This window comes from uncultured Marixanthomonas sp. (assembly GCF_963974425.1).
In the GTDB taxonomy this organism is placed as follows: Bacteria; Bacteroidota; Bacteroidia; order Flavobacteriales; family Flavobacteriaceae; genus Marixanthomonas.
This window is the reverse complement of the sequence record NZ_CAXBCK010000039.1, coordinates 1-17,037: the sequence shown is the minus strand read 5'-3', so window position 1 is coordinate 17,037 and position 17,037 is coordinate 1. Positions and strand designations below refer to the sequence as shown.

The following is a 17,037-nucleotide window of genomic DNA, read 5'->3' as shown; positions in this document are numbered from 1 at the left end:
AAAGAAAATATGAAAATTGAAAATATAAAAACCTTCGGCGACTTAAAAAAAGCCGGATTTGAATACAAAACCATAAAAGAAGAATTACGTAGAAACTTACTTCAAAAATTATTAAAAAAAGAAACCGTTTTTGAAGGAATTCACGGCTACGATTATTCAGTTATTCCAGAATTAGAGCGTGCCATTCTTTCAAAACATAATATCAACCTTCTTGGATTGCGAGGACAAGCTAAAACAAGATTAGCGCGACAAATGGTTTCACTGCTAGATGAATATATACCCGTTGTGGCAGAAAGCGAAATAAATGACGATCCTTTTCGTCCTATTTCTCGGTTTGCAAAAGAAATAGTAGAGGAGAAAGGCGATAAAACTCCTATTGAATGGTTGCATAGGGACGAACGCTTTTCAGAAAAACTGGCAACGCCCGATGTTACTGTGGCTGATATTATAGGAGATGTAGACCCTATTAAAGCTGCCAATTTAAAACTGACCTATGCTGATGACCGCGTAATCCATTTTGGGATGATTCCGCGTGCTAACAGAAGCATTTTTGTTATTAACGAATTGCCCGATTTACAACCACGCATACAAGTAGCACTGTTCAATATTTTACAAGAAGGTGATGTGCAAATTCGAGGTTTTAAATTACGGATGCCTTTGGATGTTCAGTTTGTATTTACCGCAAACCCTGAAGACTACACCAATCGAGGAAGCATTGTAACACCGTTGAAGGATAGGATTGGTTCGCAAATATTGACGCATTATCCCGATGATATTAAAACAGCACGAACCATTACCGAGCAGGAAACCGCTGAAGCTTCTGCAACCAAAGAAAAAATCTATGTGCCTGAACTGGCAAAAGACATTGTAGAACAGATAAGTTTTGAAGCCCGTAATAGTGAATTTATCGACGCAAAAAGTGGCGTAAGTGCTCGATTGAGCATCACCGCCTTTGAAAACCTATTGAGTACAGCCGAAAGACGTGCCTTGCAAAACGGGGAAGATAAAACCTCAGTTCGATTAAGTGATTTTATGGGTATTATTCCTGCCATTACAGGAAAAGTAGAATTAGTATACGAAGGCGAACAAGAAGGTGCCAGCGAAGTAGCCGAACAATTGATTAACAGTGCTGTTAAGTCGCAATTTGAAAACTATTTTCCGAAAATAGAAAAACTGCATAAAGAAAGCGATGTAGATCCCTACGCCAATGTAGTTGCTTGGTTTTTTGAAGAAAGCGGTTTTGAACTGTTGGATACGCTATCCGATACCGAATACAAACGCCAACTCAACAAAATTGAACCGTTAGAGCAATTGGTGAAAAAGCACGTACCGGATATTTCAGCAAAAGACAAACTATTTTACAAAGAGTTTGTATTATGGGCACTTTCAGAATATAAAAAATTGAGCAAGCACAATTTGGGCGATGGCCTTCAATTTAGGGATGTGTATGGTGGGTATATTAGTGGATTATAACAACTCACTAATAGCTCCTATAATCAGCACAATTCCGCTAATAACCATAATTGCGATTACCCATTTTCTAAAAGCGAGTTTGCTCATGCGTTGCAACAACCATTTCCCGATAAGGTTGCCTACGATGGCACCTAGTCCCATAGCTATGCCATACACCCAAAGCTCATCGGTTAATAAGCCGAAAAAGGCATAGCTTCCTATTTGTGCAATTCCGAGGAAAAAAGATTGTGCTGCTTTGGTACCTACTAAGGATTCTTTTTCAATACCTGCATTGAGAAGAAATGGGTTTAATATCGGTCCCATTCCGCCGGTTAGGGTTCCTATTATAGATATAAAGAAACCTAAAGGGACAAAATACCAAAGTTTTACATTAAATGAACGCTCTTTCTTCCCGAAGCGGTATTGAAAAAAGGTGCTTACCAGAAACAGTCCGACGATAATTTGTACCCAATATATTTTCACTTCAGCAAAAAGCCAAGCAGCCAGAACGGCACCAATCATAGCTGATGGAACGTAATACCAAAAAACCTTCCAGACAATGTGCTTCCAGAATATTATAATTCGTGTAGGACGACTTATAAAGGTTCCCAAGTTTATCACAGGGGCTGTTTGCGAAGTGCCAATTAAAAAGTTGAGTATGGGTATTTGCATTAAAGCGCCACCACCGCCACTAATAGTAGAAAGTGTAAAGGCGGTTGCTCCTAAAAAAAAGAGACCAACGAGTAAATAAGGTGAGAGGGAATTGATTAGTTCCATTCTTCAAAATTACAGAAATAGATTTGCTTTTATATTCAAAAAAAAGCTGCCTATGAAAATAGACAGCCGGTTTTAAATTAACTTAGGAGAGTTTTACTTGTTAGGTATTTCAAGTTCTTGACCAGGATGTATAACATCTGGGTTGTCTAATATATTTTTATTAGCTTCAAAAATTTTGTTGTACTTCATCGGGTCACCGTAATATTTTTTTGAAATTTTACTGAGTGATTCTCCTTTTTCCACTGTATGATATGCGTAAGCATTTTTGTCTGCCACTTTAATATCAGCTTCAAGATCTTGTGGATTTTCACCGCCAGATTTTTTAATTTCGTCCCATAAACGGTCTTTGTCATATTGGGTATTTGCGGTACCCCAAATTTTTAGTTTCCCGTTTTCTTCTTTTACATCACCATTTTGGATTTTAAGTTTTTCACCTAAATCTAAAACATTTTGATACTTAGCTTTAACCATTTTTTTTCAATTTTTTATTAATGCGTTTTAAATATACAACTTTTAGAAGTTTGTGAAGTCATTTTAATTAAATAACTGTCTGTAATTTCTACTTAAAGTAACGACATGTTTAATATTTAACTTAAAATTAAGGAGGTTTAATACAACCTTATGAAACTCAGCGTTATCTTTGTTTTAAACAAAACAAAAATCAACAATATGAAATTTAAATCAATTATTATGTCACTAGCAGTAGCAACTATGTTGTTTACAGCTTGTAATGACGGAAAAAAGAAAGAAGCTGAAGCAAAAGCTGAAGCTGAAAAAATGGAAATGGAAGCCCAGAAAAAGGCTGAAGAAGAGGCTATGATGGCTAAAAAAGAATTTGAGCAAAATACAATTGCCTCAAAAGCGATGAATAACCAAAGCATGTCTACTTTAGTTTCTGCTCTTAAACAAGCAGGGTTAGCACAAACTTTTATGGAAGAAGGTGAATACACTGTATTTGCTCCTACCAATGAAGCTTTTGAAGCTGTGCCAAAGAAAAATATGGATAACTTAATGATGGATGAGAACAAAACTCAACTTCAAGGAGTATTAAAATATCATGTAGTTTCTGGTGAGTGGACAGGCGATGCTCTTATGAAAGCAATAAAAGATAATGACAACAAATACCGAGTAACGACTTTACAGGGTGAAAATATTATTTTATCTATGAAAGATGATAAAATAATGATAAAGGATGCTAAAGGTAATACTGCGACTGTAGTAGACGCTAATATGGATGCATCTAACGGTGTTGTTCACAGCATTGATAAAGTACTTATGCCAAAAGCATAATTATTTGTCATATACTAAAAAAGAAGATCCCATTGTTGGGATCTTCTTTTTTATCCTTTTTTAAAATTTCCAGAATCAACATCTTTTATAAACTGAATCAATCCTTCAAAGAAAACCTCTTGATCATCGTATTGTGATAGGTGACTTCCGTTGGGGCAGAGGTGAAACCTACCATTCTTCACATTATTGGCGAGCCACTTCATTTCTTCAGGATTCATCGTGTCATATTTAGCACCTATTGAAAGTGTGGGTACATTAATTTCGTGTACGCGATCTTTTACCTCCCAATCTTTTAGCGTAGCATCGCCTTTTATACCAAATTCACTTGGACCTTGCATGGTTACATATACATCTGGATTTACATGTTTAAACCCTCTGTTCAACGAGTTTGGCCATTGTTCAATTGGCATGCGAATTACGTGTTTTGGGTAGTAATTTTCTGTGATCAGTTTCAAATACTCTTCATTTTCATAATCTTCAGCAGCTTCATATTGCATAATCTTTTTCAAAACGGTAGAATCTAGCTGAGGTGCTAATACTTCTTCGTTATATTTCATATAATCTGGAATGGAAGGCACCATATTCGAAACGATTAACCCCTTCAGGTTTTCCTGATATTTTAAAGCGTATTCCATTGCTAGAATACCGCCCCACGATTGCCCAAATAAATAAAAGTTGTCACTGTTTAAGCCTAGTGCCTTACGCACTTGTTCAACCTCTTCGACAAAACGCTCTGTTTTCCAAAGGCTTTTATCGTCTGGTTGGTCGCTGTAGTAGCTACCTAATTGATCGTAGTAATAATATTCAATTCCTTCCTGCGGAAAATAACCATCAAAACATTCATAAATTTCATGCGTCATCCCTGGACCACCATGTAATAGCAATACTTTTATTGTTGGGTTATTACCCGTTTGTTTGGTCCAGACATTGAATGTTCCTTTTGGTGTTTCTATAGGAATCATTTTAATTCCGCCAGTAAATTGGTCGTCTTTATCTGTAAAAGAAAGGTATTCAGTTTCCGAAATAACTGGGGTGCTTTCTTTTTCAGGTTGCGTTTTTACTTCGTTTTTACAACTGGTTAACACTACTAAAAAGGAAAATAATACGATTAATTTTTTCATTTGGATTAGTTTTTAGAAAGGTACTCGTTTTTCTTTAAATCTTCAATTGAGTTGATAGCTATGCTTTCCCCGTTTCTTAATACAATATTTTTAGTGGTAATATCTAACACGTCGGTATAATAATGATCGGTAATGATGATGCTTTTAGTTTCTGAAATTTTCAGCAAAAACTCTTTTAATGCTTTTGTTTGAAATGGTTCCAGCATAGAAAAAGGTTCGTCTAACATTAGAAACGGATGCGGTAAATGGCTAATTAAAATAGTTTCAAAAAACTTACGTTCTCCGTGCGAAAGTTCTCCAGCTTTTTTATGAGTTAATGTGGCTATAAAAGGATGATAAAAAACAGCATCTTGATCTTTTTCTTTTTGAAAATACATCGGAATAATATCGCGTACTTTTTGGATTTTAGGCAAAAAAGGATGTTGGGGTAAATAGGCGATAAGCTGTTTTTTTATGACTTCGGAAGGAGAAATTTTTGTTCCGTTTATTTCAAGCTCTAAACTATCTGCGGAAAGCGTCCCGAAAAGGATTTTTAACAGGGTAGATTTTCCGCTGCCATTTCTTCCAAAGATTCCAAAAATATCTTCTGTTTCTATTGTAAAAGAAACACCATTTAAAACTTGGGTTTTTCCGAAGCTTTTGGTTACATCATGTACTTGTAAAGTCGCCAAAGGATAGATAAAAACAGGTTAATAGAATTGAAAATAGTGGAATTGCGATAAGTAAATTAATGAAAAAACTGATTTTTAATAAGTTCCATTTGGTAATTCCTAGGTTGTAATAAAAATAATATTCGTCATTTTTAAAAACTCGAAAACCGAAAAAACCAAACAACAAACCTAGCGTGCAAAAAAGGCCAAAACCCCAAAGAATATTTGTAGCGATACAGCATATTATTCCAAATCCAGCGATGAACGGAAATATATCTTTATAATATTGCCAATGGGCGCGAATATTCATTCTCTATTGGTGTCCAACGTGGCAACCACAACCGCCTTTCATAAAACCTTCTGTTTCTTGATGCCAAGGAAAAGCTTGGTTGTATTTATTGTGTTCCCACCAAAATGGGGAACGTTCTTTTGGGTGGTTTCCAATTTCATTTAAAGTGTTAGCATCGTATAATCGGCCATTAACCATTACCATTTCTATACTTTGTGTGTTTTCAATATCGTCTAATGGGTTATCTGTTAACACAATTAAATCTGCCAATTTCCCTTTTTCTAAAGAGCCAATATCATCTCCGGCACCAATATATTCGGCCGCATTGATCGTTGCGGTTTGTAGTGCTTCTAAGTTGGTCATACCACCTTGTTGTAGCATCTTAGTTTCCCAATGAGCACCCAATCCTTGTAATTGTCCGTGAGCTCCCATATTAACTTTTACACCAGCATCACTCAAATTTTTAGCAGTCTCTGAAACTAAAATATGTCCATTTTCATATTCTTTTTCTGGCACCATCGTACGATGGCGGGAACGGCTATCAACAATTCTTCTTGGTGTAAAATGCAGCAGTTTTTCATTTTCCCAAACGTTATCACGCTGATAGAAAAAATATTCACCATTCAATCCTCCATAATTTACAATTAGGGTAGGAGTATAGCCAACCTCACTTTTTCCCCAGACTTCTAAAATATCTTTATAAACAGGTGCTACAGGAATGTTGTGTTCAACACCTGTATGACCATCAATCACCATCGAAATATTATGGAAAAAAGTAGAACCGCCTTCAGGAACTACATTGATTTTTTGTTCTCTGGCGGCTTGCAAAACTTGCTGGCGTTGTTCTCTTCTAGGTTGATTGTAGCTTTTCACACTTTTAGCACCGAATGCTTTGGTGCGTCTAATGCTACTTTCTGCATCTTCTAGATTATTGATAACCGCTTTAAAGTCGCCATCTGCCCCATATAATATAAACCCCGTAGAATACAATCGCGGACCGGTTAGCTTTCCAGCTTTTAATAATTCAGAAATACTAAATACTGTTTCTGTGTTTGCTGAAGGATCGTGTGAAGTAGTAACCCCAAATGCCAAGTTGGCCATTAACTGCCAGTTTTGTTGTGTGGTTAAACCATACCGGAATGCACCTACGTGCGCGTGCGCATCGACCATACCAGGCATAATGGTTTTTCCTTTTGCATCGTACACTTTTGCATCATTTGGAACCTTGATTTTTGTAGCTTCACCAATTGCTTCAATTTTATTTTCATTAATTATAACAGTTCCGCTTTCAATTACTTTGTCGCCGTTCATGGTGATAATTCGGGCGTTGGTAAACGCAATTTTCCCTGAAGGGCTGTCTACCGGGGCTGTAAGACCGATTTTTGTTCCTTCAAGTGTGATTTCAGGAATTTCTTCGGAAGAACCTGGTAAAAATGTAAACCTGTTTTTTAATTCATTACTGAAATATTCATCACCCAATGTCCACATTATTTTTTTACTATCTGGTGACCAGTGTAAATTAATACCAGCATCCTTTGCAATTTGTGAAACCGGAACCGATTTTGATTTGTCATCCAAATCTATGGTTTGGCCATTCAATACTAATGGTGCTACATATGCTTTATGAAGATGTGTAAAAGCAATCCACTTATTGTCTGGACTAGGAACTAACCTATTGGCATATTTAGATTTAATATGCTCTTTTTTATCATTTCCGTTTAGGTTAACACTAATTAATTTTTTGGTGAGGCTGCCAAAATAAGTGCCTCCAGTTTGCAAGAAAATACGGTCTCCACTTGTATTGAACATAGGATACTCCCCATCTTTTATAACAAACTTTTCGTTATCTCCCGAGGCATCCATGGTATAGATTCCCGGTTTTTTTGTAAAAGTGAAACCTTGATCTGTATTTCCTCTTTCTTTTCTGAAAACAATTTGTTTTCCGTCTTTTGAATAAGCAGGCGTTCGGAATATGGCTTTTTCTTGAGTAAGTTTTACGGGTGTTCCGCCAGAAGTAGGTATTGTAAAAATGGCACCTTTTTCGAGATCGTTCCAAGTGACGAAAACAATATGTTTTCCATCTGGGGAGAATGTTGGTTCAAACTCAAAGTCGGTGCCGTTTGTAATTCTTTGTGGGGATCCATTGGGTAACTCTTTTTTATAAAGTGACCCTAAAGCATTAAAGATAAGAATTTTTCCATTAGGAGAGGTCACAGCATGACGAATTACTTGTGGAGTAAAGGTTTCTTCTTCAACTTTATTGTTAAAATGAACCCGCTCTGCAATATCAATTTTTACATCTGCGGTAAATGGAATGTTTGTTACTTGTTGTGACTCGGTATTAATTTTACTGATTTTTCCACCGCTCCAAAATACTAGATCGGTATTATTGGGCATCCAGCTAAAGTTAGGATACACTCCAAAAATAGCCCAAGCTTCTTGTTGATCTTTGTTTAGTTGGTCATAAATAGGCCATTCTTCACCTGTTTCTAAATCGTGCAAAAACAGAACACTTTTTTCGCGTATCCGTTTTACAAATGCTAATTTCTTTCCGTTAGGCGAAATTACTGGACGAGCAGCTCCACCTGGACCTCCAGTTATGGTTTCAGTTTTTCCTGTTTCAAAATTGTAGCGTTTAATTACATAAATTTGACTATTCGGGTCTTTATTATATTGAAAATTTCCACCTGGATACATATCTTCTGAATAATACAAATACTTACCATCGGGTGAAACAAACGGCTCATTTACGTCTTGTTGGTCGTTTTTTCGTTCTGTTAATTGTAGTCCTTTTCCACCGGTAATGTGGTATTGCCACATTTCGCCAGCTCCTAAGCTTCTTCCTGAAGTAAAGTGCTTTCTCGCGATTAAATAGTCTCCATCAGGCATCCAAACTGCATTGTTTAGCAACCGAAAATCTTCGTCTGTAATCTGTTTGGCATCTTTACCATTGGCATTCATTACCCATATATTATCACCTCCACCAGCATCACTAGTAAAAGAAATTTTTTTTCCATCAGGGCTAAATCTTGGTTGTACTTCAAAAGGGATTCCGGTTCTAATAGCTGTTGCTTTGCCGCCAGAAATAGGGATGGTATAGATATCACCTAGCATATCAAAAACGATGGTTTGCCCGTCGGGGCTTACATCGAGGTTCATCCAAGTTCCTTCGTTGGTTGTAAAAGAATGGGGTTTGTAGTTAAAATCTTTCCCAGGGTTAGAAACATCCCATTTGGTTTCTTCTTTTTTGTCTTTATCTTTTTTTTGGGCTTGAAGGGTTATTGCGCAGCTTATCAATAATAGGGAAAGCAAATATCTCATAGTGTTTCAATTTTCTGAAGCTAAAGATAGTCAATAACTGTAAATCACGAAACAAAGCTTTTGGGAACTGCTATAGTTAATTTTTTTTCGCATAGTTTAACCTTCACCTTTTTAGTGCTTTCTATAAACTCTCCGTCAATTTGAAGCGGGACGGGATGATGCATTGTTATTTTTGCTGACGTTGTAGTAAATTCCTTTGCAAACCCAGAGTTTAAATCGGTTTCGTTATATATTGTGTTTATTATTTCAGAAATATTCAATTCCTTAAAAACGAGGAGTTCGAACACCCCATCATTTATCTTTCCATTTGGGTTTACTGTAGCTCCAGTTCCAAATTTATTAGCATTGGCAATACAGAGCATGATTCCAGTTTGTTCAATTATTTTTGAATTTACTTCAATCTTAAAAGTAAATGGATATTCAGAGGAAGCTAAAGTAGGAATGGTTTGTAAAATATATCCGAGCTTCCCTCGAATATTGGACGCTTCATAATTTTTAACCAATTCGGCGTTAATTCCTAAGTCAGCCATATGAAAACAGACGTGGTTATTAACTAAAAGCTTATCGGCTTTAATGGTGTTGTCTCCCAAAGCGATATCCAATTGCTCTTCTAAAGTAGGTGGAATATTAAAGTTTACCGCTAATCCGTTGGCAGATCCTGCAGGAATAATCCCTACGGAAACCTGAAACTCTTCAACTGCTTCGGCAACAATCTTTATAGTGCCATCTCCTCCCACAACTAATATTCGCTCTACTTTATGATCTTTAATTTCTTCTTTTATACTAGAAATATCATTCTCTCCTGTAGTTTCATAAATTGCTAATTGATAACTATCATTATTACAGCGTTCTATAATAGTTGTTATAATGTCTTCTTTAGATGTGTTACCCGATATTGGGTTTACTACTACTAAAATATTCTTAATTGCTTTCATTAATTTTAGTTTACATTTAAAAATAAGTATTTTGAAAATATGTAAAGGTTAAGAAAATTACAATACGTGAAATTAGATTTACAATTATATCGAGGATACCTTAATGAGCAAGAATTAGTAGTTTCTGGGCACGTTTTTAAATCTTGGGCACCCGATAAGTATAGTGTGGATAGAAAAGGGGTAAAACATGCTTTTTCTATTTTGCATATGTTTACCATTTCACCATTAGAAAATGTTGATATTACTTTGGAGTTTCAAAATAAAAAGGTACACACTAAGACCTTGGAAGATGGTTTTTTTAGGTTTACCATACCCTTTTCAGAACCATTGGAAAGTGGTTGGCATCCTTATAAAATTATGTGTGCGCTAGGTAAAATAGGTATTGTAGAAACCAACGAAGTATTAAAACCTTTTGAAAGTAAGTTTGGAATTATTTCTGACATTGATGATACTTTTTTAATATCTCATAGTAATAATATTTTTAAGAAGCTCTACGTCATGCTTTCTAAAAATGTAAATAAGCGAAAAGTTTTTGAAGATGTTGTAGACCATTATCAAGCCCTGAGTATTGCAGGCCAAGATAGTAAACAGGCTTCTAATTCCTTTTTTTATGTGTCGAGTAGCGAATGGAACTTATATGCATTTATCGATGAATTTGCAAGATTGCATCAATTACCCAAAGCGGTTATTAAATTGAAAAGTATTAAAACCAAACTAACCGATTTTTTAAAATCTGGGAGAGGCGACCACGATCATAAGTTTCAGAAAATAAAGGATATTATTTCATTTTATCCAAACTTGACCTATGTTTTATTAGGAGACGATTCGCAACAAGACCCATATTTATACGAACGCATCTGTAAAATTTTTCCTGAAAATATTCGTGCTGTTTATATTCGGCAGACTTCAAAAAAACAGAAAGGAAAAGTGCAGGAAGTCTTATCAAATATAGAAACACTGTCTATAAAAACGCTTTACTTTAAAGATAGTCACTTAGCAATAAGGCATTCAAAAGAGATCGGTATTATTGAGTAAAACTGAAACTTTAAGAATATTTTAATTATTCAATAGCAAAAATAAAAAGCATTTATTCTTTACTTTTGCACTTCATTTAAAAACAGACTCATGCAAGACGGTATTTACGCTAAAATTACCACAGAAAAAGGAGAAATTTTAGGTCAACTAACGTATAAAAAAACGCCGGGAACGGTAGGAAACTTTGTAGCTTTAGCTGAAGGTACATTAGAAAACGAAGCAAAAGAACAAGGGAAACCGTATTATGACGGATTAAAATTTCACCGAGTAATTCCAGATTTTATGGTACAAGGAGGTGATCCTTCTGGTACAGGAGCTGGCGGACCTGGTTATAAATTTGACGATGAGTTTCATCCAGATTTAAAACACAATAAACCAGGCGTGTTTTCAATGGCAAATGCAGGGCCGGCAACTAATGGAAGCCAGTTTTTTATAACGCACATAGAAACTCCTTGGTTAGATAATAAACACACCGTTTTTGGTTATGTAGCAGAAGGACAAGATGTTGTTGATAATATTGCGCAAGGTGATACGATGCAACAAGTTGAAATTATTAGAGTAGGAGAGGAAGCCCAAAAATGGAATGCTGTTGAAGCTTTTAGACAATTTACCGGAGCTAAAGCAGAACGAGAAGCAAAAGCGAAGCAAGAACAAGAAGCTTTGGTAGATGCAATTTCAGCAGGTTTTGATAAAACTGAAAGTGGCCTTCGTTATAAAATGATTCAAAAAGGCGATGGAGCCAAAGCTGAAAAAGGAAAAACTGTAGCCGTACATTATAAAGGTATGTTTGCCGATGGTGGCGAGTTTGATAATTCTTACAAACGTGGAAATCCAATTGATTTTCCATTAGGAATGGGAAATGTTATCGCAGGTTGGGATGAAGGAATACAATTATTACAAGTTGGAGACAAAGCCCGATTTGTTATTCCATCACACTTAGCATACGGAGCACAGGGTGCTGGAGGAGTTATACCGCCAAACGCAACTTTGGTATTTGATGTAGAATTGATGGATGTAAAATAATTTTTATAGTAATATATACTAAAAAACGCTCCTGATTTAGGAGCGTTTTTTATTGAAAAGATTTCAATTATTTTTTTGAAACCACTAATCTTTCAACTGAAATGGATGTGCCGTTTTCAAAAGTTTCAATAAAATAAATGCCGTCAGCATACTGTAATACATCAAAATACAATCTATTTTGTGGCGATTTAATTTCTCTTTGTGTAACAATTTTACCGTTAACATCAGCTACAGTATAAGAAGTTATCATCGCTCCATTACTTTGCAGTGTCACGGTTTTATCTGCAGGGTTTGGAAATAAAGTTATGTTACTTTCTGTCCCTTGAGGGTTATTGGTGCTCAATGTTGCATCGTAGGCATCTTGTAAGGCATCAATAGGTTCAAAAACTTCGGAAGTTATCCAAACGTTGAGATCTAAAGAAAGGTTTCCGTAGCTACTATCAGTATCACTCGGGTCTGCAACTCGTAAAAAAGCCGAAGCAGAACTAATACCAAAATCTAAACATCTAGAATCTGCTCCTGGACGTTTCGCACCTTGAAGGGCTGCCATAAGTTTATCAGCTAGTGTTCCTTCGGTTTCAAGAAAAGCAGTCTCCATATCGGTCACCACCTCTTCAGAAATTAGAATATTTCCTTGTATGGAGTAATTTGGTCCTGTAATGTGAAGAAACTCTTCAAAACAGTCTTCACCTGTAAAAGCTGCACTTCTTGGGTTGTTGTTATTTAAATCGACCACTCCATATTGTCGCTGCGAAGGATTTCCTTGTGCATCGTTTGCAATAAGCCAATCAATAATTTCTTGAGGTGAATCCTCAGCTTCCATACGTACGCGAGCATTATTTTGGTTGGTTGGTAAATAAAAAGACTGCGTGTGGATAGCTCCAACTCCTAAAACGATATCACTAATGGCAAGTGCGCCATCTTCAGCTGAGATACAAGTTGCTCCTGCACTTCCTATTTCACCTGTATTTGGGTCTACGGCTACTATAGAAAAGGTATGCTGCGAAAAAACAGATATTGATAATAGAAATAAGCCAATAAAATAATTTTGTTTCATATTAAGGTTTGTTTTAAGTTTTACTATAAAATTATTTCCATTTTATATTACACCCCATACTTGGTTTTTGGTCTTTTCGCTGCGGGTTGTTGTTCAGTACATTATCCAACGCTTCTCGAAGATCGCGACCATTTACCGGAATACCATTACCGGGACGCGAATTATCAAGCTGTCCTCGGTAAATGAGTTTCAAATTATCATCAAATACATAAAAATCTGGCGTACAGGCAGCATCATATGCTTTAGCAACTTCTTGCGTTTCATCATATAGATAGGGAAACGGGTAGTTGTGTTTCCGAGCGGTTTTCCACATTTCTTTTGGTGAATCTTGTGGATAATTCTCCACATCATTACTGCTTATAGCTACAAATCCAAAACCAGTTACACGATAGTCGTTGGATAGCCGAACAATTTCTTCATTTACATGCTTAACAAAAGGGCAGTGGTTACAGATAAACATAATCACCGTACCTTTTTCACCTTGAATTTGTTGTAACGAAACAGGGTTCATAGTAACGGTGTCCAATAGTGTAAAATCAGGTGCTTTTGTGCCAAGAGGCATCATATTGGAAGGGGTAAGGGACATACAGTTATTCTTTTCTGAATTAGTTCGATTATTTTCAATAAAGTTACAATTATTAAACATTTTATAAAGTTTTGCTAGTCTCTTTTAATGACTGTAACTTTATACAAAAGCAAAAAACATGAGAAATTCGTACAGTTCGTTATCAGTAGCAATTGAAAATTTACAAAATAAGGGGTATGAACAAGACTTTAATTTAGTAGAAGAAGGTGTTGAGTCTAAATCCTTAAAAAGAAAATGGAAAGCCGGTGATTTGGAGGTGGTAAAGTTCTATCGCTTTGAGGGAATGTCTAATCCCGACGATAATTCTATTTTATATGTAATTGAAACCCACGATGGGACTAAAGGATTGCTTGTAGATAGTTATGGTGCCAAAGGGCATTATATGTCTCCGCAGATGATACAAAAACTTAAAATTACTCATGAAAAATAATCTTTCTTGGAGCGACTTTGAAAAAGTTGACATGCGAGTAGGAACTGTAGTTGAAGTAAATGACTTTCCTGAAGCTCGTAATCCATCTTATAAACTTCAAATAGACTTTGGAGATGAAATAGGGGTTTTAAAAACCTCTGCTCAAGTAACTACATTATATAATAAAAAAGATATTCTCGGTAAACAAGTAATTGCCGTTGTTAACTTTCCGAAAAAACAAATCGCTAATTTTATGAGCGAATGTTTACTTATCGGCGCTGTTGATGATAAAGATGTTACTTTGTTAGAACCAGGGAGACAAGTTAAAAACGGTTTACGAATTTCGTAAACCGTTTTATTGTTTTAGACTTCGCTATCCATAACATCGGTTACAACATAGTATCTCGGATCGTTAATATTATTCTCAATAATAGTTTCAAACTCAGGGTTGCGCTTTATTAAAAGTGCTTTGCAGTCTCTACTTAAATGAGTGAATTTAATTTGCTTGCCTTGCGCCACATATTTGTTAGCAAGGTTTCTTAGTGCTTCCACACCACTGTGATCACTTACTTTAGACTCTATAAAATCGATTTCAATTTTCTCTGGGTCGTTTTTAACATCAAATTTTGCATTGAAAGCTGTTGTAGAGCCAAAGAATAGAGGGCCCCAAATTTCATATACTTTCGTGCCGTCCTCCTTAAAGTGTTTACGCGCTCTAATTTTAGTGGCATTTTTCCATGCAAATACCAAGGCGCTCATAATAACACCGGCGATTACAGCAATTGCTAAATCTTGCCATACGGTAATTGCTGAAACGGCTATCAAAACAATAGCATCGCTTAATGGAATTTTATTCAGAATGCGGAAGCTACTCCAAGCAAACGTTCCGATAACCACCATAAACATAACGCCAACTAAAGCAGCAATAGGAATTTGCTCGATTAAAGGTGCGCCAAATAATACAAAACATAATAGTGCTATTGCGGCTACCGTACCCGATAAACGCCCTCTACCACCAGAGTTGACATTAATAATAGATTGACCGATCATGGCACAACCACCCATTCCTCCAAATAGGCCGTTTAAGATATTCGCACCCCCTTGGGCCACACATTCGCGGTTCCCACTTCCACGGGTTTCGGTCATTTCGTCTACGAGGTTTAACGTCATTAGCGATTCAATAAGACCCACTGCAGCTAATATAACAGCGGTGGAAATAATAAGCCCCCAATGTCCTTGCAAAGTATCGAAAACACCGAATATTTGAGCTTGAAAAGTAGGTAGACCACCTTCTAATCCTGTACCACCACCATCACGTATAAATGATCCAACCGTACTAGCGTCTATATTTCCAAAAATAGTAACACAAGCCACTACAACGATAGCAGTAAGGGCTGCAGGTATTTTTTTTGTGAGTTTTGGAAGCCCAAACATAATAGCCATTGTTAAAAATACAAGGCCTAGCATAACAAATAAATCAATACCAGTCATCCAAGTAGGAACACCGGTTGAGCTTTCTTTAAAAAAGCCCAATTGTGATAAAAAGATTACAATAGCCAAACCATTAACAAACCCCATCATTACTGGATGCGGGATTAATCGAACAAATTTCCCTAGCTTGAATACTCCTGCTAATATTTGTATACCGCCCATAATAAGAAGGGTGATAAAAAGCCATTGTAGTCCTAAGTTGTCAATAGGAGCAGCTAAGGAGTCACCTACTTCATTTCCTTTTTGTATTAAATGGACCATCACAATTGCTGTTGCTCCAGTTGCACCAGAAATCATTCCTGGGCGACCTCCAAAAAGTGCGGTAACAATACCCATCATAAAGGCTCCATACAGCCCGATTAATGGGTCTATACCTGCTACAAAGGCAAAAGCAACAGCTTCAGGAACTAAAGCTAGTGCTACGGTTAATCCCGAAAGAATATCATTCTTAGGGTTCTGTGTAAAATTCTTGATGGTTTTCTGTATCATTTTTCTTCGCTTAAAAAGGCGGCAAAGATACACGATTATTCGAGAGTTAGAAAGTAAATTAGGAAGTTCAGTTTTAAGAAATTATAAAATAGTAGGATAATAGAAAGTTGCTACATTGTTTTTATGAGATATAATTCCAAATATTTTTAAACTTTACCAACTCTGAATACGTGTGTTTTATAGGTTTATTCTCTTCTGAAGCTAAAGTAGGGTCGGTTTTGAGTGTTTGCATAGCATAACTTCGTGCTATTTTTAAAATGGCTGAATCTTTCACTATATCTGCAATGCGAAGGTTGAGCACCCCACTTTGTTGCGTTCCCATAATATCGCCAGGGCCTCTTAGCTTTAAATCTACTTCGCTTATTTCAAAACCATCATTAGTTTGAGTCATGGTCTGTAAACGCGTTTTGGCATCGCTACTCAGTTTATGGCTAGTCATTAAAATACAATAACTCTGTTCGGCACCACGACCTACACGGCCTCGTAACTGGTGTAATTGTGAAAGCCCAAACCGTTCTGCACTTTCAATAACCATTACCGAAGCATTAGGAACATTTACTCCCACTTCAATTACGGTGGTTGCCACCATTATTTGTGTTTCACCACGAACAAAACGATCCATTTCAAAATCTTTATCGGCTGGTTTCATTTGTCCATGGACAATAGATATTTGATAGTTAGGTTGTGGAAATTCTCGAACAATACTTTCGTATCCGTCCATTAAATCTTTATAGTCTAAAGCTTCACTTTCTTGAATTAAAGGATAGACAATATAAACCTGCCTGCCTTTTGAAATTTCATCTTTCAAAAAACGAAAAACTTTCAATCTATTAGCGTCAAAACGGTGGACGGTTTTTATACTTTTTCTACCTGGTGGAAGCTCATCAATTACACTAATATCGAGGTCGCCATAAACGCTCATGGCAAGGGTGCGTGGAATAGGGGTGGCGGTCATGACAAGCACGTGTGGCGGCAGCTCATTTTTATGCCATAATTTGCTTCGTTGGGCTACTCCAAAACGATGTTGTTCGTCAATTATAGCGAGCCCTAAATTATTGAATTGTACCTTATCTTCAAGCAGTGCATGAGTGCCAATTAGGATGTTTATTTCG

General features: G+C 36.4%; 16 protein-coding genes. 6 read left to right on the top strand and 10 right to left on the bottom strand.

Translation table 11 applies throughout. The features are described 5' to 3' along the window. The first annotated feature begins 9 nt into the window (after positions 1–9). Entirely contained in the window at positions 10–1,473 is a 1,464-nt protein-coding gene (locus tag AACZ92_RS11845; RefSeq protein WP_339701576.1) for a sigma 54-interacting transcriptional regulator, read from the top strand. On the opposite strand, the gene AACZ92_RS11840 is transcribed toward AACZ92_RS11845, so the two are convergent. Continuing rightward, a complete protein-coding gene (locus AACZ92_RS11840; protein WP_339701573.1) occupies positions 1,468–2,229 on the bottom strand; it encodes a sulfite exporter TauE/SafE family protein in 762 nt (253 codons plus the stop codon). The two genes, AACZ92_RS11845 and AACZ92_RS11840, sit on opposite strands and share 6 nt — an antisense overlap. Positions 2,230–2,322: 93 nt before the next feature. Then, a complete protein-coding gene (locus tag AACZ92_RS11835) occupies positions 2,323–2,700 on the bottom strand; it encodes a LysM peptidoglycan-binding domain-containing protein (protein WP_339701570.1) in 378 nt (125 codons plus the stop codon). Positions 2,701–2,898: 198 nt separating this feature from the next. Between AACZ92_RS11835 and AACZ92_RS11830 the strand changes: the two genes are divergently transcribed. After that, a complete protein-coding gene (locus AACZ92_RS11830) occupies positions 2,899–3,519 on the top strand; it encodes a fasciclin domain-containing protein (RefSeq protein ID WP_339701567.1) in 621 nt (206 codons plus the stop codon). Positions 3,520–3,569: 50 nt separating this feature from the next. On the opposite strand, the gene AACZ92_RS11825 is transcribed toward AACZ92_RS11830, so the two are convergent. The 4 genes from AACZ92_RS11825 to AACZ92_RS11810 all read right to left on the bottom strand — a co-directional run bounded on the left by AACZ92_RS11825 (position 3,570) and on the right by AACZ92_RS11810 (position 9,835). After that, positions 3,570–4,640 carry a proline iminopeptidase-family hydrolase gene (locus AACZ92_RS11825; RefSeq protein ID WP_339701564.1) on the bottom strand — a complete coding sequence of 357 codons (1,071 nt, stop codon included), beginning with the start codon at positions 4,638–4,640 and terminating at the stop codon, positions 3,570–3,572. A 5-nt stretch (positions 4,641–4,645) separates the two neighbouring features. Continuing rightward, on the bottom strand, positions 4,646–5,311 hold the full coding sequence (locus tag AACZ92_RS11820; protein WP_339701562.1) for an ATP-binding cassette domain-containing protein: 666 nt from the start codon (positions 5,309–5,311) through the stop codon (positions 4,646–4,648). A gap of 292 nt (positions 5,312–5,603) precedes the next feature. Continuing rightward, complete coding sequence (locus tag AACZ92_RS11815) at positions 5,604–8,900, bottom strand: amidohydrolase family protein (RefSeq protein ID WP_339701560.1); 3,297 nt, start codon at positions 8,898–8,900, stop codon at positions 5,604–5,606. 44 nt (positions 8,901–8,944) lie between these two features. Continuing rightward, complete coding sequence (locus tag AACZ92_RS11810; protein ID WP_339701556.1) at positions 8,945–9,835, bottom strand: YegS/Rv2252/BmrU family lipid kinase; 891 nt, start codon at positions 9,833–9,835, stop codon at positions 8,945–8,947. A gap of 66 nt (positions 9,836–9,901) precedes the next feature. Here AACZ92_RS11810 and AACZ92_RS11805 point away from each other — a divergent pair, with 66 nt between their 5' ends. Both AACZ92_RS11805 and AACZ92_RS11800 read left to right on the top strand, forming a co-directional pair. Next, entirely contained in the window at positions 9,902–10,870 is a 969-nt protein-coding gene (locus AACZ92_RS11805; protein WP_339701554.1) for an App1 family protein, read from the top strand. A gap of 90 nt (positions 10,871–10,960) precedes the next feature. After that, a complete protein-coding gene (locus AACZ92_RS11800; RefSeq protein ID WP_339701552.1) occupies positions 10,961–11,893 on the top strand; it encodes a peptidylprolyl isomerase in 933 nt (310 codons plus the stop codon). Between the two features lie 67 nt (positions 11,894–11,960). Here the strand turns inward: AACZ92_RS11800 and AACZ92_RS11795 are convergent, their stop codons facing one another. Further along, positions 11,961–12,950, bottom strand: coding sequence for a DUF1028 domain-containing protein (locus tag AACZ92_RS11795; RefSeq protein ID WP_339701550.1), 990 nt, complete (start codon positions 12,948–12,950; stop codon positions 11,961–11,963). Between the two features lie 31 nt (positions 12,951–12,981). Continuing rightward, positions 12,982–13,536, bottom strand: a complete 555-nt coding sequence (locus AACZ92_RS11790; protein ID WP_339701621.1) for a thioredoxin family protein — start codon at positions 13,534–13,536, stop codon at positions 12,982–12,984. Positions 13,537–13,654: 118 nt separating this feature from the next. Between AACZ92_RS11790 and AACZ92_RS11785 the strand changes: the two genes are divergently transcribed. Together AACZ92_RS11785 and AACZ92_RS11780 are read left to right on the top strand one after the other, a co-directional pair. Beyond that, positions 13,655–13,966 carry a phosphoribosylpyrophosphate synthetase gene (locus tag AACZ92_RS11785; RefSeq protein WP_339701547.1) on the top strand — a complete coding sequence of 104 codons (312 nt, stop codon included), beginning with the start codon at positions 13,655–13,657 and terminating at the stop codon, positions 13,964–13,966. Next, positions 13,956–14,294, top strand: coding sequence for a tRNA-binding protein (locus AACZ92_RS11780; protein ID WP_339701544.1), 339 nt, complete (start codon positions 13,956–13,958; stop codon positions 14,292–14,294). Before AACZ92_RS11785 ends, AACZ92_RS11780 begins: the two co-directional genes overlap by 11 nt. Before the next feature lie 14 nt (positions 14,295–14,308). Here the strand turns inward: AACZ92_RS11780 and AACZ92_RS11775 are convergent, their stop codons facing one another. Next, positions 14,309–15,925 carry a SulP family inorganic anion transporter gene (locus AACZ92_RS11775; protein ID WP_339701541.1) on the bottom strand — a complete coding sequence of 539 codons (1,617 nt, stop codon included), beginning with the start codon at positions 15,923–15,925 and terminating at the stop codon, positions 14,309–14,311. A gap of 121 nt (positions 15,926–16,046) precedes the next feature. Beyond that, positions 16,047–17,037, bottom strand: a 991-nt coding sequence (locus tag AACZ92_RS11770; protein WP_339701538.1) for an ATP-dependent DNA helicase RecG, incomplete at its 5' end; no start/stop codon positions are given.

What these genes read in the sequence shown, in the direction of transcription:
- AACZ92_RS11845 (WP_339701576.1), top strand. Translation starts at nt 10, where the DNA reads ATGAAAATTGAAAATATAAAAACCTTCGGCGACTTAAAAAAAGCCGGA.
- AACZ92_RS11840 (WP_339701573.1), bottom strand. Translation starts at nt 2,229, where the DNA reads ATGGAACTAATCAATTCCCTCTCACCTTATTTACTCGTTGGTCTCTTT.
- AACZ92_RS11835 (WP_339701570.1), bottom strand. Translation starts at nt 2,700, where the DNA reads ATGGTTAAAGCTAAGTATCAAAATGTTTTAGATTTAGGTGAAAAACTT.
- AACZ92_RS11830 (WP_339701567.1), top strand. Translation starts at nt 2,899, where the DNA reads ATGAAATTTAAATCAATTATTATGTCACTAGCAGTAGCAACTATGTTG.
- AACZ92_RS11825 (WP_339701564.1), bottom strand. Translation starts at nt 4,640, where the DNA reads ATGAAAAAATTAATCGTATTATTTTCCTTTTTAGTAGTGTTAACCAGT.
- AACZ92_RS11815 (WP_339701560.1), bottom strand. Translation starts at nt 8,900, where the DNA reads ATGAGATATTTGCTTTCCCTATTATTGATAAGCTGCGCAATAACCCTT.
- AACZ92_RS11810 (WP_339701556.1), bottom strand. Translation starts at nt 9,835, where the DNA reads ATGAAAGCAATTAAGAATATTTTAGTAGTAGTAAACCCAATATCGGGT.
- AACZ92_RS11800 (WP_339701552.1), top strand. Translation starts at nt 10,961, where the DNA reads ATGCAAGACGGTATTTACGCTAAAATTACCACAGAAAAAGGAGAAATT.
- AACZ92_RS11795 (WP_339701550.1), bottom strand. Translation starts at nt 12,950, where the DNA reads ATGAAACAAAATTATTTTATTGGCTTATTTCTATTATCAATATCTGTT.
- AACZ92_RS11790 (WP_339701621.1), bottom strand. Translation starts at nt 13,536, where the DNA reads ATGTCCCTTACCCCTTCCAATATGATGCCTCTTGGCACAAAAGCACCT.
- AACZ92_RS11785 (WP_339701547.1), top strand. Translation starts at nt 13,655, where the DNA reads ATGAGAAATTCGTACAGTTCGTTATCAGTAGCAATTGAAAATTTACAA.
- AACZ92_RS11780 (WP_339701544.1), top strand. Translation starts at nt 13,956, where the DNA reads ATGAAAAATAATCTTTCTTGGAGCGACTTTGAAAAAGTTGACATGCGA.
- AACZ92_RS11775 (WP_339701541.1), bottom strand. Translation starts at nt 15,925, where the DNA reads ATGATACAGAAAACCATCAAGAATTTTACACAGAACCCTAAGAATGAT.